Origin of the sequence: Qipengyuania atrilutea (genome assembly GCF_013370205.1) — a bacterium.
GTDB lineage: Bacteria > Pseudomonadota > Alphaproteobacteria > Sphingomonadales > Sphingomonadaceae > Actirhodobacter > Actirhodobacter atriluteus.
The window spans coordinates 18,665-42,552 of sequence record NZ_JABWGV010000006.1 but is presented as its reverse complement, the minus strand read 5'-3'; the positions used below and the strand labels follow the sequence as shown (position 1 = coordinate 42,552).

23 protein-coding genes are annotated in these 23,888 nt (G+C 64.9%); 11 read left to right on the top strand and 12 right to left on the bottom strand.

All coding sequences use genetic code 11. The features are described 5' to 3' along the window. The first annotated feature begins 80 nt into the window (after positions 1-80). From ftsZ to HUV48_RS12735, 9 genes are all read left to right on the top strand, one after another. Positions 81-1,772 (top strand): cell division protein FtsZ, encoded by a 1,692-nt coding sequence (gene ftsZ, locus HUV48_RS12775; RefSeq protein ID WP_176268189.1) that lies wholly within the window; start codon positions 81-83, stop codon positions 1,770-1,772. 100 nt (positions 1,773-1,872) lie between these two features. Then, positions 1,873-3,420 carry an SPOR domain-containing protein gene (locus HUV48_RS12770; protein WP_176268188.1) on the top strand — a complete coding sequence of 516 codons (1,548 nt, stop codon included), beginning with the start codon at positions 1,873-1,875 and terminating at the stop codon, positions 3,418-3,420. A 145-nt stretch (positions 3,421-3,565) separates the two neighbouring features. Continuing rightward, complete coding sequence (locus HUV48_RS12765; protein ID WP_176268187.1) at positions 3,566-4,072, top strand: type III secretion system chaperone family protein; 507 nt, start codon at positions 3,566-3,568, stop codon at positions 4,070-4,072. Positions 4,073-4,122: 50 nt separating this feature from the next. Then, positions 4,123-4,929, top strand: coding sequence for a pyrroline-5-carboxylate reductase (proC, locus tag HUV48_RS12760; protein WP_176268186.1), 807 nt, complete (start codon positions 4,123-4,125; stop codon positions 4,927-4,929). 124 nt (positions 4,930-5,053) lie between these two features. Further along, positions 5,054-5,797 carry a Bax inhibitor-1/YccA family protein gene (locus tag HUV48_RS12755; RefSeq protein ID WP_176268185.1) on the top strand — a complete coding sequence of 248 codons (744 nt, stop codon included), beginning with the start codon at positions 5,054-5,056 and terminating at the stop codon, positions 5,795-5,797. 193 nt (positions 5,798-5,990) lie between these two features. After that, positions 5,991-6,764 (top strand): hypothetical protein, encoded by a 774-nt coding sequence (locus HUV48_RS12750; protein ID WP_176268184.1) that lies wholly within the window; start codon positions 5,991-5,993, stop codon positions 6,762-6,764. Between the two features lie 55 nt (positions 6,765-6,819). Then, complete coding sequence (obgE, locus tag HUV48_RS12745) at positions 6,820-7,878, top strand: GTPase ObgE (protein WP_176268183.1); 1,059 nt, start codon at positions 6,820-6,822, stop codon at positions 7,876-7,878. A gap of 44 nt (positions 7,879-7,922) precedes the next feature. Further along, positions 7,923-9,053, top strand: coding sequence for a glutamate 5-kinase (gene proB, locus HUV48_RS12740; protein WP_176268182.1), 1,131 nt, complete (start codon positions 7,923-7,925; stop codon positions 9,051-9,053). Next, positions 9,053-9,958: an NAD-dependent epimerase/dehydratase family protein gene (locus HUV48_RS12735; RefSeq protein WP_176268181.1), complete on the top strand. Its 906-nt coding sequence runs from the start codon at positions 9,053-9,055 to the stop codon at positions 9,956-9,958. Before proB ends, HUV48_RS12735 begins: the two co-directional genes overlap by 1 nt. Here the strand turns inward: HUV48_RS12735 and HUV48_RS12730 are convergent. The 9 genes from HUV48_RS12730 to HUV48_RS12690 all read right to left on the bottom strand — a co-directional run bounded on the left by HUV48_RS12730 (position 9,955) and on the right by HUV48_RS12690 (position 18,375). Then, positions 9,955-10,734, bottom strand: a complete 780-nt coding sequence (locus HUV48_RS12730; protein WP_318656105.1) for a phosphoadenylyl-sulfate reductase — start codon at positions 10,732-10,734, stop codon at positions 9,955-9,957. The genes HUV48_RS12735 and HUV48_RS12730 overlap by 4 nt on opposite strands. Then, positions 10,731-11,213 carry a DUF934 domain-containing protein gene (locus HUV48_RS12725; protein ID WP_176268180.1) on the bottom strand — a complete coding sequence of 161 codons (483 nt, stop codon included), beginning with the start codon at positions 11,211-11,213 and terminating at the stop codon, positions 10,731-10,733. Before HUV48_RS12725 ends, HUV48_RS12730 begins: the two co-directional genes overlap by 4 nt. After that, positions 11,206-12,840, bottom strand: a complete 1,635-nt coding sequence (locus HUV48_RS12720) for a nitrite/sulfite reductase (protein WP_176268179.1) — start codon at positions 12,838-12,840, stop codon at positions 11,206-11,208. The genes HUV48_RS12725 and HUV48_RS12720 overlap by 8 nt, the downstream gene beginning before the upstream one ends. After that, positions 12,840-13,136, bottom strand: coding sequence for a DUF2849 domain-containing protein (locus tag HUV48_RS12715; protein WP_176268178.1), 297 nt, complete (start codon positions 13,134-13,136; stop codon positions 12,840-12,842). The genes HUV48_RS12720 and HUV48_RS12715 overlap by 1 nt, the downstream gene beginning before the upstream one ends. Continuing rightward, positions 13,133-13,888, bottom strand: coding sequence for a uroporphyrinogen-III C-methyltransferase (gene cobA, locus HUV48_RS12710; RefSeq protein WP_176268177.1), 756 nt, complete (start codon positions 13,886-13,888; stop codon positions 13,133-13,135). Before cobA ends, HUV48_RS12715 begins: the two co-directional genes overlap by 4 nt. 105 nt (positions 13,889-13,993) lie before the next feature. After that, complete coding sequence (locus HUV48_RS12705) at positions 13,994-15,079, bottom strand: mechanosensitive ion channel family protein (protein ID WP_176268176.1); 1,086 nt, start codon at positions 15,077-15,079, stop codon at positions 13,994-13,996. Next, entirely contained in the window at positions 15,076-16,293 is a 1,218-nt protein-coding gene (metC, locus tag HUV48_RS12700; RefSeq protein ID WP_217906822.1) for a cystathionine beta-lyase, read from the bottom strand. The genes HUV48_RS12705 and metC overlap by 4 nt, the downstream gene beginning before the upstream one ends. 81 nt (positions 16,294-16,374) lie before the next feature. Beyond that, entirely contained in the window at positions 16,375-17,220 is an 846-nt protein-coding gene (locus HUV48_RS12695; protein ID WP_176268175.1) for a sulfurtransferase, read from the bottom strand. A 27-nt stretch (positions 17,221-17,247) separates the two neighbouring features. After that, positions 17,248-18,375, bottom strand: coding sequence for a hypothetical protein (locus HUV48_RS12690; protein ID WP_176268174.1), 1,128 nt, complete (start codon positions 18,373-18,375; stop codon positions 17,248-17,250). 165 nt (positions 18,376-18,540) lie between these two features. Between HUV48_RS12690 and queF the strand changes: the two genes are divergently transcribed. Both queF and HUV48_RS12680 read left to right on the top strand, forming a co-directional pair. After that, positions 18,541-18,999, top strand: a complete 459-nt coding sequence (gene queF, locus HUV48_RS12685; RefSeq protein WP_176268173.1) for a preQ(1) synthase — start codon at positions 18,541-18,543, stop codon at positions 18,997-18,999. 57 nt (positions 19,000-19,056) lie between these two features. After that, the gene (locus tag HUV48_RS12680; RefSeq protein WP_176268172.1) at positions 19,057-19,872 is read left to right on the top strand and encodes a DUF1499 domain-containing protein; all 816 of its coding nucleotides are present in this window, start codon (positions 19,057-19,059) and stop codon (positions 19,870-19,872) included. Here HUV48_RS12680 and HUV48_RS12675 read toward each other — a convergent pair. Genes HUV48_RS12675 through HUV48_RS12665 form a run of 3 tightly spaced genes read right to left on the bottom strand, consistent with a single transcriptional unit; the run spans position 19,856 to position 23,887 of the window. Further along, positions 19,856-20,467, bottom strand: a complete 612-nt coding sequence (locus HUV48_RS12675) for a CDP-alcohol phosphatidyltransferase family protein (RefSeq protein ID WP_176268171.1) — start codon at positions 20,465-20,467, stop codon at positions 19,856-19,858. The two genes, HUV48_RS12680 and HUV48_RS12675, sit on opposite strands and share 17 nt — an antisense overlap. 10 nt (positions 20,468-20,477) lie before the next feature. Continuing rightward, complete coding sequence (locus HUV48_RS12670; protein WP_225871701.1) at positions 20,478-21,773, bottom strand: NupC/NupG family nucleoside CNT transporter; 1,296 nt, start codon at positions 21,771-21,773, stop codon at positions 20,478-20,480. Then, on the bottom strand, positions 21,737-23,887 hold the full coding sequence (locus tag HUV48_RS12665) for a dihydrolipoyl dehydrogenase family protein (RefSeq protein ID WP_176268170.1): 2,151 nt from the start codon (positions 23,885-23,887) through the stop codon (positions 21,737-21,739). The genes HUV48_RS12670 and HUV48_RS12665 overlap by 37 nt, the downstream gene beginning before the upstream one ends. Position 23,888 lies beyond the last annotated feature (1 nt).

Here is a 23,888-nt window from a genome sequence, read left to right as displayed (position 1 = left end):
GAATTTGGACGAGGGTTCGCGGGGGTCTTCATCGCAGCACCTCGAACTTGGAAATATCACCCCTCGGAAGGGAAACTGGAATGAGTATCAATATCGGCCCCGCACCGTCTGACGACATGCGTCCCAAAATCCTCGTCGTCGGCGTCGGCGGAGCGGGCGGCAACGCCATCGCCAACATGATGGATTCCGAGATCGAGGGCGTCGAGTTCATCGTCGCCAATACCGACGCGCAGGCACTCGCGAATTCGACCGCGGAAAACCGCATCCAGCTCGGCCCGGAAATCACCGGCGGCCTCGGCGCAGGGGCGCGTCCCGAAGTGGGCAAGGCCGCGGCGGAAGAGACTGTCGGCGATATCGAAGCCGCGCTCGAAGGCGTGAACATGTGCTTCATCGCGGCCGGGATGGGCGGCGGCACCGGTACGGGCGCAGCGCCGGTCATCGCGGAAGCGGCGCGGCGCAAGGGCGTGCTGACCGTCGGCGTCGTGACGAAGCCGTTTATGTTCGAAGGCAGCCGACGGATGCGCGCTGCCGAAAGCGGCATCGACGAGCTTCAGGCGCATGTCGATACGCTGATCGTCATTCCGAACCAGAACCTGTTCCTCGTCGCGAAAGCCGACACGACCTTCAAGGAAGCGTTCCAGCTTGCCGACGAGGTGCTGCAGCAGGGCGTACGCTCGATCACCGACCTGATGGTGATGCCGGGCCTTATCAACCTCGACTTCGCCGACGTGCGCTCCGTCATGCAGGAAATGGGCAAGGCGATGATGGGCACGGGTGAGGCAGAGGGCGAGAACCGCGCGCTTGAAGCGGCGGAACGCGCCATCGCCAACCCGCTGCTCGACGGTGTTTCCATGCAGGGCGCGAAGGGTGTCATCATCTCGATCATCGGCGGCGAAGACATGCGCCTGCTCGAAGTGGACGAGGCTGCAAACCACATCCGCGAACTCGTCGACGACGATGCCAACATCATCTGGGGCAGCGCGTTCAATCCCGATCTCGAAGGGAAGATCCGCGTATCGGTCGTGGCGACCGGCATAGATCACGATGCCGCTGCGCCGGTGCCTTCGCCCTCGACCAAGCCGTTCGCATTGTCCGACGCCAAGCCACCGAAACGGCCGGTCCTCGAACTGTCCAAGCAGGACGATGAGGAAAGCGACGACGACACGCTCGACCTGACGACTGCCTACGGTAGCAGCGGCGACGACGAACGCGGCGAATCCAGCCTGTCCGAGCCGGTGATGTCCGATCCGCTCGGCGCGCGCGACCTCGATGACGAGGACGAAGAGGATTACGAGGATGTCGACGGTATCGTGGATCCGCTCGCCGGACTGCGTAACGACGACGAAGACGATTTCGACAGCTCGCAGCTCGGCGACGCCGCACGCGACAAGGAGCATGCGAACGTAGGCGAAGGCGGCGGCTTCGGCAGCGACGACGACGACGATACGCTGGACCTGACCGATCCCGTCTCGCACGACGACGGCGGCAGCCGCGGTTACGGCAACCGGCAGGATTCCTTCTCGCTCGATGACGAGCAGCCGGAAAGCCCGCTCCGATCCAAACCGGCGCGGCGCGGCGGTTCCGAAGGCGGCATGGGCGGAAGCGGCGGCGGTGCGCCTGCAGGCGGCGCCTCGGCCGGTGGTTCCACCCTGTTCGAGCGGATGGCCAACCTCTCCCGAGGTTCGGCGAGCGACGATGACGATGATGACGACGACGAGAACGGCTCGGCGCTCAACATCCCGCGCTTCCTTGGGCGGCAGAACAACCAGTAAGCTCAAACCTGGCTCGTCTCGGCTTTCGGGTAATGAGCGGTTAAGCGTGTCTGGCTAGCCATTCTGCCTCCATGACACGAAAGCCAAACGACTGATGCATATGGCGAAACTCTCGCTTTCGGCGCCGCACTACCTGCGCTCTCTGCTCATGGCGGCGGGCGCGGCGGCGGCTCTTTGCCTGCCATCCGCACCGGGCTCGGCGCAGTCGGGCCGGGCGGTCGTGCAGGCGCTTCCGACCGAGGAAGTCGCCGATCTGAACGAGGCGCTGCGCCGCCTCGCGACCAATCCGCGCGACGTACGCGCCCTGATCGAGGCCGGGTCCGCCTCGCTGGAACTGGGCGATCTAGAAGCAGCGATCGGCTTCTTCGGGCGTGCCAGCGATCTCGACGGCAACAATCCCGATGTGCTGAACGGCCTCGGCACAGCCTATCTCAGGACCCAGCGCCCGCTCGAAGCTTTGCAGCGCTACGCGCGCGCCGAATCGGCAGGAGCGGACGTCGCGCTGATCGCGGCGGACCGCGGACTTGCGCTCGACCTGCTCGGCGACAATCTCGCGGCGCAGGACCAGTACCGGCTCGCGCTGACCCGCGGCGACGATCCGGCAGTGCGGCAGCGTCTTGCGCTCAGCTACGCCATTTCGGGCAAGCGCGATGCGTTCGAGGAAGTGTTGCTGCCGCTGCTGCAGGCGCAGGATAATGCGGCCTTTCGTACGCGGGCGTTCGGCCTCGCGATCATGGGCGACGAAGCCGAAGCGCTGTCGATTGCCCGCGCCGTCATGCCGGCGCGGCTGGCCGAGCGGATGGAGCCATACCTGCGCTCGATGAGCAAGCTGACGCCGGTCCAGCAGGCGAGCGCCGCGAACATGGGCACGTTCCCCGCGGCAAACGAGATCGGCACGGTAAACCGGCGTTTTGCAGAGGCGCGGCAGGAACGTGCTGCGGTCACTGCGCCTGCGCCCGCTCCGCAGCGCACAGGGAGGCTCGCCCCGCAGCGGGCGGATACGCGGCTTGCGCCCAGCGGTACGCCGTTGGGGCGCACCACGGAGCGGCCTTCGGCGACGATCGGGGTGATCGAGAGCCGGCCCGGCGTTGTAGAGCCTTCGCCGCAGCCGTCCGGTCCGCAGAGCTTGCTGCCCGCGCGCGTTGCGAACGCTTCCGCAGCGCCGCTTCCGGCTACCGAACCTGCACCTAGGCAGCGCGTCAACATGGCAGAAGTCTTCGCCGATCTCGATACGCTGCCCAGCAGCAGCGAAGCCCGCGCCCCGGGAGCGGTCGATATCGCCTCGATCACGCCCGCGCGCGAGATGCCGGCGCCGAAGCCGGTTCAGGCCAAACCCGCACCGCAAAAGCCGGCACCGGCGGAAAAAGCCGCGCCCGCGCAGCCCGCCCGCATCTGGGTGCAGGTCGCGACCGGCCAGGACCGCAAGGCGCTGGCTTTCGACTGGCGCAGGCTCGTGAAGAAGGGCGGCGATACGCTGGAGGGCAAGGGACCGTTCGTCGCGCGGTGGGGCGGGACGAACCGCCTCCTTGCCGGACCCTTCAGCAGCCGCGATGCCGCCAAGGGCGCGATCGCCGCGCTGAAGGAAAAAGGCATCGACAGCTTCCGCCACGACAGCAGCGAAGGCGCGGTCGTCGAAAAGCTGGACTAGGCGCGCCGGTGTGGAAAAACGCGTTTTGCACAAGCTTTTAACAAGCGAGAGCACTTCTCCCCAGCGGCCACCACGTCGGAGTTTGCGTTAACCATTTGCCTCGCGGCATTGCTGCCCGAGTGATGAATGGACGGGAATCAACTCGATGAGCGCGACCTTGCGCAGTATCGCGATGGGCGACGGCACCGCGCCGGTCGACATGCTGGCGGCGTTGTTCGAGGCGCGCGGCTGGCCGTGCAGCGCTGACTCCGCGGAAGAGATTTCGGGCGAGATACAGGGCAGCTGGGCGACCTATCAGGTGCGCTGTGTGTGGCGCGCGGAAGACCGCGTGTTGCAGCTGCTTTGCCTGCCCGACATTCGCATAGCGAAGGAGAAGCGCGCACCCGCGACGGAGCTGCTCGCGCTTATCAACGAACAGATGTGGCTCGGCCATTTCGATATCTGGTCGGACGGGGGAATGCTGCTCTATCGGCATGGCGCGATGCTGGGTGACGACGGCCTCCTGACCCTTTCGCAGGCGCAGGCGCTGGTCGAAGCGGCGATCGAGGAATGCGACCGTTTCTACCCGGCGTTCCAGTTCGTGCTGTGGAGCGACAAGTCCGCGCGCGAGGCGCTCGACAGCGCGCTGATCGACGCCGCCGGAGAAGCGTGACAGGCGCGGACACGTTGCAACGGCGCGTTCGGACCACTAGGTCGCACGCCATGACATATAATTCATTCATGTTCGTCGGCTGCGGCAATATGGGCGGAGCCATGCTCGATGGCTGGCTCGCCGCCGGTCAGCCCGCTTCCACCTTCACCATCAGCGACCCCTACCGCGAGGATGCGCCGGACGGCGTGACGCTGGTAGACAAGCTGCCGGAGAAGACGTTCGACGCCGTTCTCCTCGGCATCAAGCCGCATATGCTCGGCGATCTTGCGGACGACATCGCGAAGGTCATCGGCCCCGAGACGGTCGTGTTCTCGGTCCTTGCCGGCACGCAGCTCGAAACGCTGGACGAGCATTTTCCGAGCAGCGCCGCGCGTGTGCGCGTGATGCCCAACCTCGCGGTCAAGATCGGCAAGGCGCCGCTCGCTCTTGTCGAAAGCGGACTGGACGAAGCCGGGCGCAAGCGCGCGACCGAGTTCTTCAGCGGTATCGGATCGTGCGAATGGCTGCCCGACGAAAGCCAGTTCGACCTTGTGACGGCCCTGTCGGGGTCGGGTCCGGGCTTCGTCTACCGCTTCATCGATGCGCTGGCATCGGGCGCAGCGGCGCAGGGGCTGGACGAAGCGCAAGCGCAGCGTCTCGCGGTGCAAATGGTGGAGGGCGCAGCCGCGCTCGCCGCGCAGTCCGAACATTCGCCGGCAGAGCTTGCCCGCCGCGTCGCCAGTCCGGGCGGCATGACCCAGAAGGGGCTCGACGTGTTAGACGAGAACAACGCGCTGAAATCGCTAGTCGAAAACTGCCTCGTCGCCGCTCGCGACCGAGGCGCTGAAATGGCCAAGGAAGCCCGCAGAAAAGGCTAACTGTTCATTAAGCGTTCCGGGCAAAGTGTTATACCGGTTTTGCTTGAATTATCGGCCCCATATGCCGATATTGGCCAGACAAGGCCCGGAGCTTTCCGGTCCATAACCCAAGGAGTGAATATACATGGCGGATTGGAAGGACACCCAGCGGCCGAGGACCGGCTTCGGCTCGGTTCCACGCACGGGCGATCCCGTTGCTCGCCGCGAGACCTTCGACGCGGGGCTGCGCGCCCATATGCTGTCGATCTACAATTACATGGCATCCGGTGTGCTGCTGACGGGCATCGTCGCCCTGCTCACGGCCCAGTCCGGCCTTGCCTACAGCTTCGCGAGCGGTCCGCTGATGTGGATCGTGGCGCTGTCGCCGCTCGCCTTCGTGTTCGCAATGAGCTTCGGCGCGAACAAGTTCAGCAGGGCAACGCTGCAGATGATGTTCTGGGGCTTTGCGATCGTGATGGGTCTGTCGCTCTCGACGATCTTCCTCGTCTATACGCAGGAAAGCATCGCGACGACGTTCTTCGCGACGGCTGGCGCCTTCGCCGGTCTGAGCCTGTGGGGCTACACCACGAAGAAGGACCTGTCGGGCTTCGGCACGTTCTTGGTGATGGGCGTCATCGGTCTGCTTATCGCGATGGTCATCAACATCTTCGTCGGGTCGAGCACGCTGGCGCTTGCCATCAGCTTCCTCGGAGTGCTGATCTTCGCCGGTCTGACCGCCTACGATACGCAGCGTCTGAAGCGCGAGTACGACTATCTGCGCGGTACCGAGTTTGCCGGCAAGGCGATCATCCTCGGCGCGCTGTCGCTGTACCTCGACTTCATCAACATGTTCCTCTTCCTGCTGCGCTTCATGGGTAGCCGCGAATAAGGAACTCGGCGGGCCGCGCCTTTACTGAAGCAGCCAACCGCAGAAGAATGTTTTTTGAGCGTGCCCGGAGTGCAATTGCACTTCGGGCACTTTTCTTGCGCGCGCAATGCGTTAAGGCATGGTCCTTCACCGCAGGCTCAGAATTGATGAGGCATCCTGCGAGAAATTACGAAATCCGGAAGGGGTGCGGGGAATGATCCGCCTGACATATTCGAAACTTCGCGGCATCGCCGCAGCCACGACCATCGCGGCTCTCGCCGCTTGCGCGACACCGCCGCCGCCGCCCCCTCCGCCGCCGCCCCCGCCGCCGGTGCGGATCGATACGCCGCCCATGCCGCAGCCGCCTCGCGGCGCTTCTGCCTATTTCCAGGTGCCCTCGGCAACCGGCGACGGTTTCCGCAACACGGTCAACGCCTACATCTCGAGCGAGCAGAAGCTGTGGAACGTACGCTCCGCCTTCAACGTCGCGACGCTGAACTGCCAGGATCCGAAGTACGCGGCGCTGCTGCCGAACTACACGAACTTCCTCGAGCGTAACGAGAAGGTGCTGGCGGCGACCAACAAGGCTCTGACAGGCGAGTTCCGCGAGCGGTACGGCAGGGATTTTCGCGCCCCGCAGGACCGGTACATGACGGCGGTCTACAATTATTTCGCGCTGCCGATGACGCTCGACGCGTTCTGCGACACGGCGCTGGACCTCTCTACCGAGGCGCTGACGGTTCCGAGCGAGGAACTGGAATTGTTCGCGCTACGCGCCTTGCCGCGCATGGAGCAGGACTTCTTCGAATTCTACGGCGAGTACGAGCAGTACCAGCGCGATCTGGCAGAGTGGGAATCGCTCTATTCGCCTTATACCCGGCTTCAGCCGATCGACCTGCCGCCGCCGTCTTCGGTGGTGCAGCCGCTTCCCACGGAAGGCCGGATCGAAGTCCCCGGCGAAGCGGTCGTTCAGCCGACCGGCGAGTAGCACAAAGGCGGTAGCGGCGCTGGCGTTCGCGCGTCCGGCCCGCTAGACCGGCCCGATGCATTTTCTCGACCAGGCCAAGATCTATCTCAAGTCGGGCGCCGGCGGCCCCGGCGCGGTCAGTTTTCGGCGCGAGAAATACGTCGAATACGGCGGTCCCGACGGCGGCAACGGCGGCAAGGGCGGCGACATCGTGTTCGAAGCGGTGCAGGGGCTCAACACGCTCATCGACTTTCGCTACTCGCAGCACTTCAAGGCGAACCGCGGCGGGCACGGCATGGGCCGCGACCGGACCGGGGCGGGGGCGAAGGATCTCGTCATTGAGGTGCCCGTCGGCACGCAGGTCCTGTCCGAAGACAAGGAAGAGATCCTCGCCGATTTCACCGAGGTCGGCCAGCGCGAGGTGTTCCTCCACGGCGGCATGGGCGGGCGCGGCAACGCCAGCTACAAGACCTCCACCAACCGCGCACCGCGCCAGCATCAGCCGGGCGAACCGGGCGAGGAGATGTGGGTCTGGCTGCGGCTGAAGCTATTGGCGGACGTCGGGCTGCTCGGCCTCCCGAACGCGGGAAAGTCGACCTTCATCAACCAGGTATCGAACGCGAAGGCTAAAGTCGGCCACTATGCCTTCACGACCCTCGTACCGAAACTCGGAGTCGTGCGGCACAAGGGACGCGAGTTCGTTCTTGCCGACATTCCCGGACTGATCGAAGGGGCCGCGGACGGAGCCGGGATCGGCGACCGCTTCCTCGGGCATATCGAGCGGTGCCGCGTCCTCATCCACTTGATCGACATCGCGGGCCAGGACCCGGCCGAAGCCATGACCGTGGTCGAGGACGAGCTTTCCGCATACGGCGAAGGTCTGGCGGACAAGCCGCGCCTCGTCGCGCTCAACAAGATGGATCTCGCGGATCAGGAACTCGGCGAGGGTTTTGCCGAGGAACTGAAGGCCGCCGGTGCGGACGAGGTTTTCCGCGTCTCCGGCGCGAGCGGCGAGGGTATCGAGGCGCTTCTCGACGCAGTGCTGCAATACCTGCCCGACCGCACTTCCAGCGAAACCAAAGCGGCCGAAGTCGAAGACGAAAGCGATATCGCGGCGGACTGGTCGCCGATTTGAACTCTCGCCTTGACTTCACCGGCTCGGGTATCAACTAAGCGGCCATGAAGATCGATAAACTGGCAGATTTCAGCGATCCGTCGCTATGTCACCGGCTCGTCGTCAAGATTGGCAGCGCGCTTCTGGTGGACGATGACGGGGAAATCCGCACCGAGTGGCTGCGGACCGTGATCGAGGACGTGCGCGAGGCGCGCGACCGCGGGCAGGAGGTCGTAATCGTATCCTCCGGCTCCATAGCGATCGGCGCGAAGAAGCTCGGATTTTTCGGCAAGCGGCGTAGCCTCTCCGAAGCGCAGGCGTCGGCGGCTGTTGGGCAGATCACGCTCGCCTCGACCTGGTCGGACCTTCTGGCCGAACAGGGCATGACGGCGGCGCAGATGCTGCTGACGCTCGACGATTTCGAAGGGCGGCGGCGCTACCTCAATGCCTCGTCCACCTTCGGCCGGCTCCTCAAGTCTTCCGTCGTTCCGGTAGTGAACGAGAACGATTCCATCGCAACGGGCGAGATCCGCTTCGGCGACAACGACCGGCTGGCCGCACGCGTGGCGCAGTCGTGCAGTGCCGACGGCGTCATTCTGCTGACCGATGTGGACGGGCTCTACGACAAGCACCCGAACGAGCCCGACGCCACCCGGCTTGAGAAGGTCCACGGCGTCACCGAGGAAATCCAGGCAATGGCCGATAGCGAATCGGGCAGCGACGTCGGGACGGGCGGCATGACCGCGAAGCTTCTCGCCGCGCAGATCGCCGAACGTGCTGGCATTGCGCTCGCCATCGTCGATGGTTCGCACCGCAAGCCGCTGACCTATGCGGCGGAGAATACTTCCGGCACGCTGTTCCTGCCCAAGCGGGACGACAGCGCCTACAAGGCGTGGATCGGCGGGCGCATGCGCTTCAACGGCTCGATCACCGTCGACGACGGCTGCGCCAGCGCGCTTCACGACGGCCGCAGTCTGCTTGCCGCCGGCATCGTCAAAGTGGACGGCGATTTCGAGCGCGGCGACGTCATCACCATCCACGATCTCGTCGGGCGGATGATCGCCAAGGGCATGACCGAATACGACGCCGAAGATTGCGACGCGATCAAGGGCAAGCAGAACAGCAAGCAGGAAGCGATACTCGGCCACACGCCGCGCTCTGCTGTCATACACCGCGACCAGCTGGTCCTGCTCTGATGCTCGCGCTGACCGGCGGCACCGGGTTCGTCGGCCAGATGGTTCTCGACATTCTGAAAGAGTGGGGCTGCGCGGTTCGCGCGCTTACCCGCCGCCCGCAGGCGCGCGCATTTCCGGGCCTCGAATGGGTCGAAGGCAGCCTGTCGGACACGAGCGCGCTGGGCCGCCTGTGCGACGGTGCAGACGCCGTGCTGCATATCGCCGGGCTGACGAGCACGCTCGATCTGGCGAAGTTCGAAGCGGTTAATGTCGGCGGTACGCAGCACATGATCGAGGCCGCGCACGCGCGCGGTATCGAACGCTTCGTTTTCGTTAGCTCGCTTGCGGCTCGCGAACCGCGCCTGTCGGTTTACGGCAATTCGAAAGCCGTTGCCGAAGATGAGGTGCGCGCAAGCTCGCTCGACTGGACGATCGTCCGCCCGCCGGCGGTCTACGGTCCGCGCGATACCGAATTGCGCGAGTTGTTCCGCGCCGCGAAGGGCGGCTTGGTACCCGTTCCGAAGCTGGGAAGAGCGTCGCTTATCCATGTCCGCGATCTGGCGCGACTGCTCGTCGATCTGGCGATGTCCGACAAAGGCATTGGCGATACCTACGAACCCGACGACGGGAAAAAGGGCGGCTACACGCATTCCGAAATGGTTGCCGCCATCGCCGATGGGATGGGACGCAAGGCGCGCGCGCTACCGATGCCTAATGCGCTGATCAAGCTGGCCGCCCGCGCCGACGAGCGGTTTCGCAAGGAGAACGCGAAGCTCACCCGCGACCGGGCGTCCTACATGCTGCATGCCGACTGGGTCTCTCGGCCTGCGATGAAGCCGCCGCCGAAGCTATGGTCGCCAGAAATTACGGCACAGGAAGGGATGGCGCAGACTGCCGCCTGGTACCGGAAAGAGGGTCTGCTCTAGAAGTAGGGCTGGTCGGCGCGGTCGCTGCCCGGCTCGTGAATACCGCATTCGGTCTTGTCCCAGCCCTTCCAGCGTCCCGAGCGCGGGTCGTCGCCCGGCGCGACCTTGTGCGTGCAGGGGGCGCAGCCGATCGAGGGATAGCCCTTCTCGACCAGCGGATGCCGCGGCAGATCGTGCTCTTCGAAATAGGCGGCGATCCGCGCCGCGTCCCAGTCGATCAGCGGATTGATCTTGAGCCGTCCCTGCGCATCCGACGTATCGACTTCGAAGCGGGGCAGATTGGCCCGCGTCGCGCTCTGGAACGCCTTCCGCCCAGTCAGCGTCGCATCGTATCCGGACAGCGCTTTCGTCAGCGGCTTGACCTTGCGGATTTCGCAGCAGCCGTCGGGATCATAGGACCAGCGCAGACCGCTTTCGTCCTTCGCCTCGAGTTCTTCCGCGTCGGGCGTCAGATTGATGAGGTTCGTCAGGCCGAGATGTGCGACGAGTTCGTCGCGGTAGGCGAGCGTTTCGGGAAAGTGCTTGCCCGTTTCGAGGAACAGGACCGGCAGGTTCGGTGCGACTTTGCTGATGAGGTGAAGGAGAACCGCGCTTTCGGCTCCGAAGCTCGACACGGTGGCGAGTTCGCCGACGATATCGTCTTCGATGAGGTTGGCGAGAAGTTCGCTCGTTTCCTGCCCGCGAAACATCCGGTTGAGCCGCTCCGCGTCGCGGTCGTTGAACCGCGGACCCGTATCGATCCGGTCGATCTCGCGCGCGGCAAACGGCTTGTTCACGCCGCGTCCCCGTGCCGCAGGTTCCAGATCGGCGTGCGGCTGTCTGCCGCCGCCTGGTAGACATGCGGGAAGCGGTTCAGCGCCGCCTCGACATCGCTTTCATTGAGCGGCCGCTCGGGCGCAAAGGCATCGAAGCCGCAGCGGCGCATATAGGCGATCTGGTCGACCAGGACGTCGCCGACCGCGCGGATTTCTCCGTCATATCCCGATTCGCGCAGAATCCGCGCCGCCGAATAGCCGCGCCCGTCACCGAAGCTCGGGAAGTTGACCTCGACCAGCCTGATGCGCTCCAGATGCCGCAGCAGTTCGCGCGTATCGTCGCCCGGCTCGATCCTGACGGCGCTCGCGTTACTTTGCGCAAGGAAGCTGTCGACGGTTACGCTCGCGTGATCGACCAGCTCGTCGTCGCGGTAGCGAAGCTGAACCTCGTCGTGGCCCTGTCCGAGTCCGCCTTCCGCGGGATATTGCGGATCAGCCATAAAGCGCCTCCTTGAACGGGGTCATGCCGATCCGCCGGTAGGTATCGATGAACCGCTCGCCCTCTACGCGGGACGACAGGTAGAGGTCGGAGACGGTCTCGATCGCATCAACCACGCCGTCCTCGGTAAAGCCGGGGCCGGTGATCTTCGCGAGCGATGTGTCTTCCGCCTCGCTTCCGCCGAGCAGGAGCTGGTAGTTTTCCGTGCCCTTCCGGTCCACGCCGAGAATGCCGATATGGCCCGCGTGGTGATGCCCGCAGGCGTTGATGCAGCCGGAAATCTTGAGTTTGAGTTCGCCCAGTGTCTCTTCCTTGCCGTTGTCGGCGAAGCGCTGCGAAATCTTCTGCGCGAGCGGAATGGAACGCGCATTGGCGAGGCTGCAGTAGTCGAGGCCGGGGCAGGCGATGATATCCCCGATCCGGTCGAGGTTGGGCGTGCCAAGCCCGGCTTCGTCGAGCGCGGTCCACAGCTTGTGAAGGTCGCTCTTGCGAACGTGCGGCAGGACGATGTTTTGCGTGTGCATGACGCGCAGTTCGTCGAAGCTGTAGTCGCGCGCGAGGTCTGCCATGAGGTGCATCTGCTCCGCCGTCGCGTCGCCCGGAATGCCGCCAACGGGCTTCAGGCTGACGACCGCGCTGACGTAGCCGTCTGCCTTGTGCGCATGCGTGTTGCGGTCGACCCACAGCGCGAAATCGGGATCGCTCCGGTCGATTTCGTCGTCCGCTCCGGCAGCGGCAAAGGCAGGGTCCTCGAAGAAGGTGCGGATGCGCTCGAGTTCGGCGAAGGGCGGCTCGACGCCTTGGTCCAGCAGGTGCGCGAATTCCTCGTCGACTTCCTTGGCATAGGCGTCCGCGCCCATCTCGTGGACGAGTATCTTGATGCGCGCCTTGTACTTGTTGTCGCGCCGTCCGTAGCGGTTGTAAACGCGCAGGCACGCCTCCGCATAGCTGACGAGCCGGTCAAGCGGGACGAAGTCCTTGATGCACGGTGCGATCATCGGAGTGCGGCCCATGCCGCCGCCGACGTAGAACGCCGCGCCCATTTCTCCGTCCTTCTCGACGATCTGGATGCCGATGTCGTGCAGCTTCATCGCCGCCCGGTCGCGATCGGACGCAATTACGCAGATCTTGAACTTGCGCGGCAGGTAAGCGAATTCGGGGTGAAAGCTCGACCATTGGCGCAGCAATTCGGCGTAGGGCCGGGGGTCCGTAACCTCGTCGGCTGCAGCGCCGGCGAAATGGTCGGACGAGATATTGCGGATGCAGTTGCCGCTGGTCTGGATGGCGTGCATCTCGACCTTGGCGAGATCTGCCAGGATGTCCGCTGCCTCTTCCAGCTTGATCCAGTTGTACTGGATGTTCTGCCGCGTTGTGAAATGGCCGTAGCCACGGTCGTACTTGTCCGCGATGTCGGCAAGCGCGTGCATCTGGCGGCTGCTGAGCGTGCCGTAGGGGATAGCGACGCGCAGCATATAGGCGTGGAGCTGCAGGTAGAGGCCGTTCATCAGCCGCAGCGGCTTGAACTGGTCCTCCGACAGCTTGCCGTCCAGGCGGCGCTGCGCCTGGTCGCGGAATTCCGCGACGCGCGCATCCACCATGGCCTGGTCATATTGGTCGTAGAGATACATCAGATCACCCAGTCGAGCGCCGCCGGATCGGCGGGCTTCATTGTAAGGTCGGGGCGGACGGTCGGGCCGAGCGCGCGGACACGGTCCTTGATATGCGCAGGCCGGACGCCGTTCGCGTCCTTTTCCGCTTCGATCGCGTAGGGCACGTTAACCCGGCGGGCGGCTTCCTCGCGCGCAAGGATCTCTTCCGCCTTGTCGCCGACGTCCGCTGCCTCGTTGACGTGTCTGGACCAGCTCTGGCCGTCCCACCACACGACCGCGCCGCTCTTCAGATCGTTGCCTGTCAGAATAATCACTGCGCTGCCTCCAGTGCCGCATTGCAAAGCGCCGCATCGGTGCGCGCCGTAACTTCGCCGATGACGATAAGAGCCGGACTTACGACCCGCTCGCGCTCCACCAGATCGGGCAGACCGGCGAGCGGGCTGCGCAGCACGCGCATGTCGGGCCGCGCACCGTTTTCGATGACGGCGACCGGCATGTCGGGAGCAAGCCCGTCGCCCATCAGCTTCTCCGCGATCTGCGGGGCGGTCTTGACGCCCATGTAGATGACGAGCGTGCGGCCCGTACCGGCAAGGCCTGCCCAGTTCTGTTCCGACAGGCCCTTGCACTGGCCCGCCACGAAGCTGACGATGCTGGATGCGTCCCGGTGGGTGAGCGCGATCTGCGCTGCCGCCGCCGCGCCGTTCGCGGCGCTGATGCCCGGTACGACGGTGACCGGAACGCCCGCGGCGCGCGCCGCTTCGGCTTCCTCGCCGCCGCGGCCGAAGATGAAAGGATCGCCGCCCTTGAGACGCACGACATCGCGGCCGGCCCGTGCTTCGCGGACCAGCAGCGCGTTGATCTCCTCTTGCGGTAGCGTGTGCCGTGCGCGCTGCTTCGCGACCGAAACCAGGCGCGCACTAGCGTTCGCCATGTCGAGAATGCGCTTGTCGACGAGGCCGTCGTGCACGATGACATCGGCGGTTTCGATCAGCCGCGCGGCGCGCAGCGTCAGCAGGTCGGGATCGCCCGGACCTGCGCCGACGAGATGGATAGTGCCCATTTTCATGCGCTAGGAGATGCGGGAGACCGGCCCTACCTGCCAGCGAGAATGCATATCGCGGGCGTTAGGAAAGCTTCTGGAAACTGCCGTTTGCGAGCGCGTAGCGCAGCTTTACCCGCTCGCTTCGTCCGATTTCGGCGGGTTTTCTGCCGCCACGCGCTGTGCGATTGCCGCGACGAGCTGGTCGAACTGCTCGTTTCCGCGGAGGTTGAGGTCGCGCTGCGGGAAGGGAATTTCCACCTCGTGTTCCTTGAACAGCCACCACAGGTTCTTCAGCACGGCGCTACGTACATTCCCAACACCCTCTTCCGGGTCCTGGATCCAGCACTGGATCACGAAATTGACCGAGCTGTCACCGTAGGCGCTCATCCATGCGGTCGGCGGGGGGACTTTCAAAACGCGGTCGACCTTGCCTGCTGCTTCCAGCATCAGCTTTTCCGCCAGATTGAGATCCGCATTGTAGCTGACGCCGACTTCGACCTGCATCCGCACGTTCTTGGAGGAATAGGACCAGTTCTCGACCTGGTTGATCATCAGGTTCTCGTTCGGGATCAGGTACTCGCGCTGGTCGCGGGTGGTGACCGATACGGCACGGATGCCGATCTTGCGGATTTGCCCGAAGCTCTCGTTGCCCGCCATGTCGGTGACCGCGATCACGTCGCCCGGTTTGATCGAGCGGTCCATCAGGAGGATGATCCCGGCGATCAGATTACCGAAGGTTTTCTGCAAACCGAAACCGATGGCGAGGCCGAATGCGCCGGAGAACACTGCCAGCGCGGTCAGGTCGATGCCGAGCAGGTCGATCGTCATCAGGGCGGCGACGGCCCAGATGCCGATGGTGACCACCTTCTCGATCAGCAGGCTCTGCGTCATGTCCAGCCGCGTGATCCTGCGGATCGCGGATTTGGCCATGCGGTTGATGATCCAGGCGATGGCCAGGATCACGCTGAAGATGATGAGGACGACGATCCCGTCCCACAGCGATACGCGCGTGTCGCCGAAGCTTATCGCCAGCGCATCGAAGCTTCCGACGATGGAGCCGACGGTATCGCTCTGGGACGATACGGCATCCCTGAGCCCGTCGGCAGCCGTCACTGCGCTTTCCGGCGCACGTTCCGCCATGCTCCACGCCTGTTCGAGCGGCGCGGGGGTGCTCTCTCCTTCCGGCAGGTCGGCGGGGGGACTGGGGGCGGTCATACTTGCTCCATGGCGGCGAAACCTCTTTCGAGGTCCGCGATCAGGTCGGCCGGGTCTTCGAGGCCGATGGCGAGGCGGATACCCAATTTGTCCGCTTCATTACAGCCCGCCGGCGGCCAAGGCGTGGCGGTGCGCATTCCGACCGGATCGAAAGGCAGGGCTAGGCTTTCGTAGCCGCCCCAGCTGAACCCGATACCGAACAGGTCGAGCGTGTCGATCAGAGCGGCGCGGTGTGCGTCACTGCGTCCTTTAAGAACGAAACTGAACAGCCCGCAGCCGCCGCTGAAATCGCGCTTCCAGAGTTCGTGTCCTTGCGATCCAGGCAGCATCGGGCACAGGACGTGGGCGACTTCCTCGCGCTTCGACAGCCACCGCGCGACCGCGAGCGCCGTCTCCGCCGTACGCTCCAGCCGCAGCGGCATGGTCCGAAGCCCGCGCAGGGCAAGCGCCGCATCGTCGGGCGATACGTGCTGGCCGAGCTGTTGTGCGGTGAGCCGCAATCGGCGGTAGTGCCGCTCGTTCGCCGCGCTGACGCTGCCCATCAAGAGATCCGAGTGCCCGCCGACATGCTTGGTCAGCGACATGATCGTAATGTCGCAGCCGTGCGACAATGCCGGAAAGCCGAGCGGCGTCGCCCAGGTGTTGTCGATCAGGCTGACCGCGCCCTTGTCCCGCGTAATCTTCGCGAGCGCCGGAATGTCGCAAATCTCCATCGTCAGGCTGCCGGGCACTTCAAGCAGGACGGCGCGCGTGTTCTCGCAGAACCGGTCCGCGAAACCGTCGAGATCGAGCGGGTCGAAGAAACGCGTCTCGATGCCGTAGCGCTTGAACAGGCCGGTCGCCATGCCGCGGCTGGGGTCGTAGGCGTTGTCGGTCACGAGCAGCACGTCGCCGGGCGACAACACGCTCATCAGGGCGTTCGAGATCGCCGCAACGCCGCTCGGGTAAAGGACCGTTCCGAATGCGCCGGGTTCGAGCCGGGTCAGCGCGTCGGCCAGCGCCCACTGCGTCGGCGATCCGCGGCGGCCGTAGAAGAATTGCCCGTCGCGGTTGTGCCGCTTCGCTTCTTCCAGCGCGGCACAATCGGCGTGGAGGTGCGTGCTGCCGCGGTAGATCGGCGGATTGACGATGTGCTTCGCCCAGTCGCCGCTTCGTCCGGCGGACACCGCTTCGGTGTGCGGGTCCAGCTTCGTATCCCTATTCGCGTCCGACAAGTCCCGTTCCGCCCGTGTTTTCCATTGGGGCTACCTTAGCCGGTTTGCCGCGCGAATGAAGGGCTGGACCCCCAATTTTCGTCAGGCGGCGGCGGAGGTCTCGCGCGGCGTGCCCGGATCGCTCGCCCATTCGAGCCAGCTTCCGTCGTATAGCTTCGCGTCGTCGTTGCCGAGCAGATGGAGCGCGAACAGCAGGATCGACGCCGTGACGCCGCTGCCGCAGGTGGTGACGACCGGACCGTCGGGATCGATGCCAGCTTCTCGGAATGCGCGCGCAAGTTCCTCGCGGCTTCGGAACGTGCCGTCCTCGTTCAGCAGGTCGCGGAAGAACAGGTTGCGCGAGCCGGGAATGTGCCCGCTCGGCAGGCCGTGCGCGTCGGGCGGGGCGGTTCCGGCGAAGCGCGCTGCGTCACGCGCATCGATGACCTGTTCGGCCTCGCTGTCGATATTGGCGAGCATCTCTGCCTTGCTGCGGACCTTTGCGCCCTGTTCAGGGACCGGGAAGTCGCGGCGCGAAGTCTCCGGCATTCCACTTTCGAGCGCGCCGCCGCTCTGCTTCCAAGCGGCAAGCCCGCCATCAAGGACCGACGCTTCGAGGCCATACAGTTGCATGATGAACCATGCGCGGAACGCCGGTTTGATGATGCTGTCGTCATAGAGGACGACGCTGGTTTCCGAGCCGATGCCGAGAGAGCCCATCCGCTGCGCGAACTGCTCCGCGCTCGGAACGGCCTTCGGTACGGAAGAGGTCACGTCAAAAAAGCTGCCGAGGTCGAGGAAACGCGCACCGGGGATATGCGCGTCCGCGAATTCTGCGCGCGCATCGCGTTCCGCGTCGGGCAGGTGCGAACTCGCATCGAGCACGAATATATCGCCGCCTTCGCTGAGTGCTTTCTTCAGGGTTTCCGCATCGATCAGACTGTCCATGCGCGTTAGGTTAGCCGAAGCCTTGCGTCAGTCCAACGCCCTTTGCGAGAGCGGCGCGAAGCTGCGCGGACCCTCGTCGAGCCGGAAGGGCTGGAGCCGGTCGCTGCCCATGCCGGCCTGTCCGACCACCAGGCTGCGGACGAGCGGCGCGATACCTTGAGCGCTCACCCGAAGCTGGAGGATCGGGACCATCAGCGCCGCGTTGCCCTGCCGGATGGCGTAGACCTGACCGACCGGAAGCACGAGCTTGCCTTCGATCTGGCGGCTTTGGCCCGGCGACAGCCGTTCGACTTTCGCAGCATCGGGAAGCTCGGTCGCGGCATCGGCGATCTGCTGCTCCATCGGCAGCGCATTGTGCGCGGAAACGAGCTTTGCGGCGATCTCGACATCCTTGAGGGCCCGGTCGGTCCGGTTGAGCAGCGTCAGCCGGTAGTCGAGCGTCACATTGGCGAAGCTGAGCGTCAGCTTCACCGCCTCCGCTTTCACCGAAAGCGGCTCGCGTGTTGCGGCGGCTGGTTCCGCAACGGCGTCGGCGCGCTCACGCTTCACCTTAGGCCGCTGGATGACCGGAACGGACGAAGAATTACCGCGCCGCCTTCGGAGCAGGACGGCCGCGCCGACGGCGATCAGCCCGACCAGTGCAAGCAGCCACCAATGCCGCGTGTCTTCCTCGCCATCCGTATCGGGCACGTCGACCGTGCTGGACGCAGGAGCCTCTGCGTTCGGCGACGGAGTGGAGACCGCCGGCGCGTCAGCTGTTTCGGTAGGCACGCTCTCTTGCGGCGAAACCTGGCTCGGCGCTGGAGAGCCGGTTTGCGCAGCGGTGGGTGCGGTCCTTTCCTCCGGCTGCACCGGCGGGCGTAACGTCGGCGTCGGGCGCGGCGAAGGCGTGGGGGTCGCGGTGGGCACCGTCAGCGGCGTTTGCGTGACTTGCGGCTGCGGAGCCGGGCGCCGAACGGGCGCCGGCGTCGGCGTTGCGATGACCCGCGGGCGAACGGGCGCGGCCGCTTCCGGGTCGACCGGACCTTGCGCTTCCTCGGTTTCGTCGGGCGAGGGGGGCAGCTGGAAATCGCGGACCGATTGCGCAGAGGCCGATGTTCCGGCCGCAATCGCGGCGAGGCCTACGCTGGAAACAAGATAGGTAAAGCGGTTCATCGCGTCGTGAAGGGGCTTTGCAAATGGCGGGGAAGACCGCGTCCTATGCGAAGCATGTCTTAATCCCGGCTGAGTGATCGATCGTTCGGCGCGCCGGTAGCGGGAAAGGGCACTCGCTCCAAGCGCCCGCTTGCGCGGCCAGTCTATTCGGGGCAGATGCGCGGCATGAGCGACACACCGTCCCCCAAGTTCCTCGGCCAGAACAGCCCGCTGCCGTCTTCGCCCGAAGAAGCGGCCCTCGATTATGTACCCAATCCGCGTGAGGGTTCGCTGTATCTCGTGCGGTTCGCCGCACCAGAATTTACCTCACTATGCCCTGTTACCGGACAGCCCGATTTTGCGCATCTGGTAATCGACTATGCGCCCGAGAAAACCATCGTCGAATCCAAGAGCCTGAAGCTCTTCCTCGGCAGTTTCCGCAACCACTGCGGCTTTCACGAGGATGTCACGGTCGGCATCGGACAGCGGCTGGTGGAAGAAATGCAGCCGCGCTGGCTCCGCATCGGCGGCTACTGGTATCCGCGCGGCGGCATTCCGATCGACGTGTTCTGGCAAAGCGGCACGCCTCCCGAAGGTCTGTGGGTTCCCGATCAGGGCGTGCAATCCTACCGGGGCCGCGGCTAGACCGGGACCTATTGCGCCGTTGTCCGGTTTATCAATCGAACATTCGAGGGATATTGCATGACCGATCACGACCACGCCGAAACCGCGAAGCACACGCATCGTCCGCTGCAAAGCCGCCTCGCATGGCTTTCGCTCATTCTGGCCCTGCTGCTGCCGGTGTGGTTCGCGATCGCGGCGCTCGGTACGAAGTTCGGCCTGTGGAGCTTTCGGGTCGGCCTCGGCACCATGACGCGCGAGATCGGCACGTGGATGCTGATCATCGTCTCCGCCCTGGCAATTATCGCGTTCCTCTGGGCGCTGGTGAAGAAGCCGCGCGGCCGCTGGATCGTGTCGCTTCTCGCACTGGCAATCCCGGTGGGCATTTTCGCAATGCTCGCCTCGGTCAGCCGATCGGCCGAAGGCAATCCGATCCACGACGTCGCCACGAACCCGGCGGACCCGCCGCAGTTCTCCGACCGCATGCGTCAACTGCGCGGCCCCGAAGCGAACCCGGTCGCCGACTACGGCGTAGCGCAGGACGACCTCGACGGGCAGACGCTGGCGCGGGTCAATCGGCAGCTTTATCCGACCATGTCGCCGCTCGTGACGACGGTTTCGCCGTCCGAGGCTTTGCCGCTCGTCCAGGCGGTGATGCTGGAAGAGGGGTACGATAACGTCGTCAGCGATCCGTCCGCCGGACGGGTCGAAGGAACCGCCGAGACCTTCTGGTACGGGTTCGAGGACGACGTCGTCGCCCGCGTTCGTGCGGTACAGGGCGGCGGTTCGGTCATCGACCTGCGCTCGGTAAGCCGTGTCGGGCAAAGCGACCTCGGCAAGAATGCGGAGCGCGTGCGTGACCTCAAACAGGCGATCGAGACTAAGCTCGGTTCGTGAATTGTGCTTGCGCCAGCAGGCTTCGCTGGACGACCGTGAGTACGCACAGGGCGGCGAAAACGTAGGCGAGCACTGCGAACCACGCCGGAAACAGCGTCATAGCGATGAAGAAGAGGATCGTCTCGGTCCCTTCAGCAAGGCCGGTCGAGTAGAAGAAGCTCTTCGAGCCGTGCGCGGCGGTTTCCTCCCCGCGCTTCGCTGCGATGGCGGCGTAGGCAAGGAAGCTCGTGCCGGTGAGTACGAACGCGGCGACCAGTATGAGCGCCGGTATTGTGTGCGCCGGATCGGCGATGCCGAAGGCAAGGGGGATCGAAACGTAGAAGGCGAAGTCGGCTACGATGTCGAAATAGCCGCCGAGATCGCTCGGCCCGTTTGCCCGCGCAACTGCGCCGTCCAATCCGTCAGTCAGGCGGTTCAGCGCGATAAGCACCAGACCGAGCGTGTAGTGCGAGAACGCGATAGCGACCGCTCCGCTCAAGCCGATGGCGAGGCCCACCGCGGTCACTACGTTCGCGGTAGCGCCTTTGCCGGCCAGCCAAGCCCCGAGCCGGTTCAGCGGCGGATCGATCAGCGGGCGCAGTTTCGCATCGAACATGGGGCTGGCTCTAGCCGAAGGTGACGAGGCCGACCATCGCGCCGGTCATCAGCGTTGCCGCATTGCCTGCAATCCAGCTCTTCACGCCTAGGCCCGCGGCCTCCGCCCGGCGTTCCGGACACAGGGTTCCGATGGTCGAAACGAGCAGTCCGATGCTGGCGAGATTGGCGACGCCGCACAGCGCATAAGTGACGATTAGCAGGCTGCGCGGATCGAAGGTTCCCGCGTCCAGCGCGGCGAGTTCGAGATAGGCGACATATTCGTTCAGGATCGACTTCGTACCCATGAGCGCGCCCGCGTCGACGGCTTGGCCCCACGGAACGCCGATCAGCCACATGACCGGCGCGAACAGCCAGCCGAACAGGCGCTTCACCGACAGTTCCTCGCCCCCGACCAGCGGCAGGACTGCGAGGATCTGGTCGGCCAAAGCGACCAGCGCGAAAATTACGATGATGACTGCGATCACCGCGAGGAACAGCTGCAACCCGTCCATAGTGCCGCGGATGATCGCGTCGATCGTACCTTCGTAGCGGAGGCCGGGCTCGTCACGGTCTTCCTCAGTTGTGCCTTCGCCCGGCACCATGATCTTCGCGATGAGTAGAGCGGCGGGCAACGAGATCAGCGAGGCGGAAATCATGTGACCCACCGCATCGGGCACGGTTTCCGACAGGGTCTGCGCGTAGAGGATCAGGATCGCGCCCGAAATGGTCGACATCGCGAGAACCATGACCGCGAAGAGTTCCGCGCGGCTCATCTTCGCGAAATAGGCGCGGATCGCCAGCGGGCTTTCCACCACGCCGAGGAAGATGTTCGCCCCTCCGGCAAGGCCGACGACCCCGCTCACGCCCAATGTCCGGCGCAGCATGAACGACAGGCCGCGCACCAGCCAATGGAGCACGCCCCAATGCCACAGCACTGCGGCAAGCGCGGAAAAGACGATGACGAGCGGCAGGATCTGAAACGCGATGATGACCGGCGCGTCCACGCCGTCCCGCAGCGCGAAAGGCAGTTCGGCCCCGCCGAGATAGCCGAACATGTAGCTTGAGCCTTCCAACGTGGCCCGCTCGATCGCGCGCACCCCTTCGTTCGCGTAGCCCATCAGCCGCCACACGAAGGGCACGCGCAGGATGACGAGCGCGAGGACCAGTTGCAGCAGCAGCGCTCCGCCGATCCAGCGCCAGCTTGGGCGGACCTTGCGGTCCTCCGACAGTGCCCATGCGAAAAGCAGCAGAGCGGCAATGCCGAGCAGTCCCTGGAAATGCGCGAGGCTCATCCCCGCCGCCACGCGTGATACTTGGCCACCCATTCGAGCAGCCATTCCGGCTTGTTCTTCTGCTTCCACTCGCCCGCGGCATATTTGTTCGCCTCGGCCATCGTCGGGTAGGTGTGGATGGTCGAGAGTATCTTGTTGAGGCCCAGGCCGTGCTTCATCGCGAGGACGAACTCGGCCAGCATCTCCCCGGCGTTTGCGCCCACTATGGTCGCTCCGAGGATCGTGTCCTTGCCGGGCACGGTCAGCACCTTCACAAAGCCCCTCGTCTCGCTTTCGGCGATCGCGCGGTCGAGATCGTCGAGGTCGTAGCGCGTCACTTCGTAAGCCGTGTCCTGCTCGCGCGCGTCCTTCTCGTTCAGCCCCACGCGGGCAATTTCCGGATCTAGGAAGGTGGTCGCGGGAATGACCCGGTAGTCGGCCTTGAACCGCTTGAACGTGCCGAACAGCGCGTTCACGCTGGCGTACCACGCCTGATGCGAAGCGGCGTGCGTAAGCTGGAACGGGCCGGCAACATCGCCCGCGGCGTAGATGTTCGGAAACTTGGTCGCGAGGAACGCGTCGGTCGCGGTCGTGCCCTCGGTATCGATGCGGAGGTCCTCCAGGCCGAAACCCGAAAGCCGCGCCTTCCGCCCGACCGCGACTATAAGCACGTCGTAGGGCAGGGCGCGCTCTTCGTTTACGCCCGCGACGACAAGCGCCTTACCTTCTGCGGCGTTCTCGACCCGCACCGCCTCGTGCTCGGTCAGGACCTCGACACCCGCATCCGCAAGTTTGCTGCGTGCCAGTTCGGAGACCTCGTCGTCTTCCCTTGCGAGCAGCCGGTCCGCCATCTCGACCAAAGTCACGCCGCTACCGAGCCGCGCGAGCGCCTGCGACAATTCGCAGCCGATCGGGCCGCCGCCCATGATGACGACGCGGCGGGGCGGAGCGTCGAATTTCGCGAGGCCGTCCCACAGCGTCTCGCTGGTCAGATAGCCCGAGCTTTCCATACCCGGAAGCGAAGGCACGACCGGCGCTGCGCCCGTCGCGAGAATGATCGAGCGGGCCGTAAGCCGCTGCGTCTCTCCGTCGTTTCGCGCAATCTCGACCGTCCACGGATCGCGCAGCGTGGCGTAACCGTTGACGACATCGACGCCGAGTCCCTCGAACCGTTCGACGCTGTCGTGCGGTTCGATGGCCTTGATGACGTTCCGCACCCGCTCCATCGTCCGGCCGAAAGGCACGTGCGGCTCGTGCGCTGTGATACCGTAGCGGTCCGCGTGGCGCATCGCATCGGCGACCTTCGCGCTCTTGATCAGTGCCTTCGAGGGAACGCAGCCGGTATTGAGGCAGTCGCCGCCCATTGCGTTCGCTTCGACCAGCGTGACCTTCGCCTTCACCAGCGCGGCGATATAGGCGGAGACGAGGCCTGCCGAACCGGCTCCGATCACGATCAGGTTGCGGTCGAACGTCTTCGGCTTCGTAAAGCCCCGATAGACCTTGCGCCGCCTGACGAAGCCCATCACCGCCTTGCCGATCCACGGTAGCGCGGCCAGCGCGGCGAAGGACGCGATCAGCGCAGGCGTGAAGATTTGTCCGACCGTATCGACCTGCGAAAGCTGCGTTCCGGCATTCACGTAGACGATCGTGCCGAGCAACATGCCGAGCTGGCTCGCCCAGAAATACGTCCACACCTTTATCGGCGTCAGGCCCATCAGCATGTTGACGATGAAGAACGGGAAGACCGGAACGAGCCGCAGCGAGAACAGATAGAGCGCGCCGTCGCGCTTCACGCCCTCGTTCACCGCGCGCAGACGCTGGCCGAATTTCTCCTGCACCCAGTCGCGCAGGATGAAGCGAGCGGACAGGAACGCCAGCGTTGCCCCGATAGTCGAGGCGAAGGAGACGACGACGACGCCGACCACGAGCCCGAACAGGTAGCCGGCCGCCAGCGTAAGGATCGCCGCTCCGGGAAGCGACAAGGCAGTCGCCGCGACATAGACGAGGAAGAACGCGGCAATGACGAGCGCCGGGTTTTCGGCATAGCGCGCATCGAAGCTGTCGCGCTGCGCCTTGATGAACTCGAGGCTCAGATACTCGGTCCCGCCCAACCAGAAAAACGCACCAATCGCGACCGCGATCACGGCAAGCAGCAGCAGTTTTTTCACG

Coding starts and splice junctions, on each gene's coding strand:
- ftsZ (WP_176268189.1), top strand. CDS start 81: ATGAGTATCAATATCGGCCCCGCACCGTCTGACGACATGCGTCCCAAA.
- HUV48_RS12770 (WP_176268188.1), top strand. CDS start 1,873: ATGGCGAAACTCTCGCTTTCGGCGCCGCACTACCTGCGCTCTCTGCTC.
- HUV48_RS12765 (WP_176268187.1), top strand. CDS start 3,566: ATGAGCGCGACCTTGCGCAGTATCGCGATGGGCGACGGCACCGCGCCG.
- proC (WP_176268186.1), top strand. CDS start 4,123: ATGACATATAATTCATTCATGTTCGTCGGCTGCGGCAATATGGGCGGA.
- HUV48_RS12755 (WP_176268185.1), top strand. CDS start 5,054: ATGGCGGATTGGAAGGACACCCAGCGGCCGAGGACCGGCTTCGGCTCG.
- HUV48_RS12750 (WP_176268184.1), top strand. CDS start 5,991: ATGATCCGCCTGACATATTCGAAACTTCGCGGCATCGCCGCAGCCACG.
- obgE (WP_176268183.1), top strand. CDS start 6,820: ATGCATTTTCTCGACCAGGCCAAGATCTATCTCAAGTCGGGCGCCGGC.
- proB (WP_176268182.1), top strand. CDS start 7,923: ATGAAGATCGATAAACTGGCAGATTTCAGCGATCCGTCGCTATGTCAC.
- HUV48_RS12735 (WP_176268181.1), top strand. CDS start 9,053: ATGCTCGCGCTGACCGGCGGCACCGGGTTCGTCGGCCAGATGGTTCTC.
- HUV48_RS12725 (WP_176268180.1), bottom strand. CDS start 11,213: ATGGCTGATCCGCAATATCCCGCGGAAGGCGGACTCGGACAGGGCCAC.
- HUV48_RS12720 (WP_176268179.1), bottom strand. CDS start 12,840: ATGTATCTCTACGACCAATATGACCAGGCCATGGTGGATGCGCGCGTC.
- cobA (WP_176268177.1), bottom strand. CDS start 13,888: ATGAAAATGGGCACTATCCATCTCGTCGGCGCAGGTCCGGGCGATCCC.
- HUV48_RS12705 (WP_176268176.1), bottom strand. CDS start 15,079: ATGACCGCCCCCAGTCCCCCCGCCGACCTGCCGGAAGGAGAGAGCACC.
- HUV48_RS12695 (WP_176268175.1), bottom strand. CDS start 17,220: ATGGACAGTCTGATCGATGCGGAAACCCTGAAGAAAGCACTCAGCGAA.
- HUV48_RS12690 (WP_176268174.1), bottom strand. CDS start 18,375: ATGAACCGCTTTACCTATCTTGTTTCCAGCGTAGGCCTCGCCGCGATT.
- queF (WP_176268173.1), top strand. CDS start 18,541: ATGAGCGACACACCGTCCCCCAAGTTCCTCGGCCAGAACAGCCCGCTG.
- HUV48_RS12680 (WP_176268172.1), top strand. CDS start 19,057: ATGACCGATCACGACCACGCCGAAACCGCGAAGCACACGCATCGTCCG.
- HUV48_RS12675 (WP_176268171.1), bottom strand. CDS start 20,467: ATGTTCGATGCGAAACTGCGCCCGCTGATCGATCCGCCGCTGAACCGG.
- HUV48_RS12670 (WP_225871701.1), bottom strand. CDS start 21,773: ATGGGTGGCCAAGTATCACGCGTGGCGGCGGGGATGAGCCTCGCGCAT.